2 protein-coding genes are annotated in these 1,673 nt (G+C 32.9%); both read left to right on the top strand.

What is annotated here, in order from left to right; genetic code table 11:
• Nucleotides 1-944, top strand: a 944-nt coding sequence (locus tag WBQ70_RS06530) for a porin (RefSeq protein ID WP_423911967.1), incomplete at its 5' end; no start/stop codon positions are given.
• A 313-nt stretch (nt 945-1,257) separates the two neighbouring features.
• On the top strand, nt 1,258-1,673 hold a 416-nt coding region (locus tag WBQ70_RS06535), incomplete at its 3' end, for a DEAD/DEAH box helicase family protein (protein WP_423911969.1).

Raw genomic sequence — 1,673 nt, forward strand, 5'->3', positions numbered from 1 at the left:
CTGGATCTGCCGATCTTTATTACAAGTATGACTTTGCTAAAGGTGAAAACATTCCAACAAGTTTTGCAACAGATCACAACTCAATCTCTTTAGGAATGATTGACATTGCTTTAAAGAAAACTACAGGTAAAACATCTTTCGTAGGTGAGGTTTCTTTCGGTCCAAGAGGACAATTTCAATCTCTTCCAAATTCTGATAATACTTATGATGAAGGGAACGGATTTAACTCATTCCATATTCAAAACTTGTATGCTACTTATGCAGCAACAGATAAATTAAGCTTTACAGCAGGTTATATGGGAACATTTGTAGGATATGAAGTAATTTCGCCATTGGCTAACTTCCATTATTCTACATCTTATTTGTTTACAAACGGACCATTCCAAAATGCAGGAGTAAAAGCGAACTATGCTTTCTCTGACAAAGTTGGTTTGATGGTAGGTTTGTTTAATGACCAATGGAATTCATACAAAGCAGATCCAATTAAAGGATTAAATGCTGTTGGAGCACAATTATCAATAACTCCAGCAGAGGGTGTAAGTGCTTACATTAACTTTATGGATGGTTCTGAAAGTGGAACTATTATTGACTTAACAGCTGCTTTTCAATTATCAGAAAAATTCTCTTTAGGATTAAACACTGCTGATTTTTCAAATGGAGACAAAGTTGGGTACACAGGTGTAGCTTTATATCCAGCGGTTGCAGTAACTGAAAACTTTGATTTAGGTTTACGTGGTGAGTATTTTAAATTCAAAGAAAATTCTGGTGATGTATCAGTAACTGCTTTGACTTTATCAGCTAACTTAAAAGCTGGAGCATTGACAATCATTCCAGAATTTAGATTAGATAATGGTTCTGAAGATATTTTTATGAAATCAGGAAGTGTAGTTAACGATACTAAATCAGCTTCACAGTTTGCTGTAGGGGTAGTATACGGATTCTAAAACTAAGATTAATAAAGGAGTGAACAATGCATAATTGACAAACCTTATTATATTAAAACCTTTTTTTTACTGTCAAGACTTTCTTTTAAAGAAGTCTTGACAGTTTTTTTTTGATGTTTTATTTCGGGGACACTTTGGAGATATTGATACTGATATCAAACTAATATATAATTTAACCCAATCACTTCCCTCTTATTGGATAGGGCTGAGGAGCAATAATATGGGTTATATAGCATTTGTGTTTGGAATAAGTTGGATAAATTGTAGTAACTATCATAATTTTAAAAAAACTACCTTTGCACAAATTATAAAAATGAATCCAAAACACCTTCCCCAAAATATACTTAAGAATTTAGGAATTGAGAACTTAAACGAAATGCAAGAAGTAGCACAAGATGCTATTTTACATGATAATAATATTTTGTTGTTATCGCCTACAGGTTCTGGAAAAACATTAGCTTTTTTGTTGCCAGTTTTAGAATTATTAAATCCTGAATTTCTATCCGTTCAATGTTTGATTTTAGTTCCTTCTCGAGAATTAGGGCTTCAAATTGAGCAGGTTTGGAAAAAAATGGGAACTGATTACAAAATTAATGTTTGTTACGGTGGGCATTCGATTGATACGGAGATCAAAAACTTAAGTAACCCACCAGCAGTTTTAATAGGAACACCTGGAAGAATTGCAGATCATATTGAAAGAGGAACTTTTCGACTGGATAAAATTCAAAC

Origin of the sequence: Flavobacterium sp. (assembly GCF_049590715.1) — a bacterium.
Lineage (GTDB): Bacteria > Bacteroidota > Bacteroidia > Flavobacteriales > Flavobacteriaceae > Flavobacterium.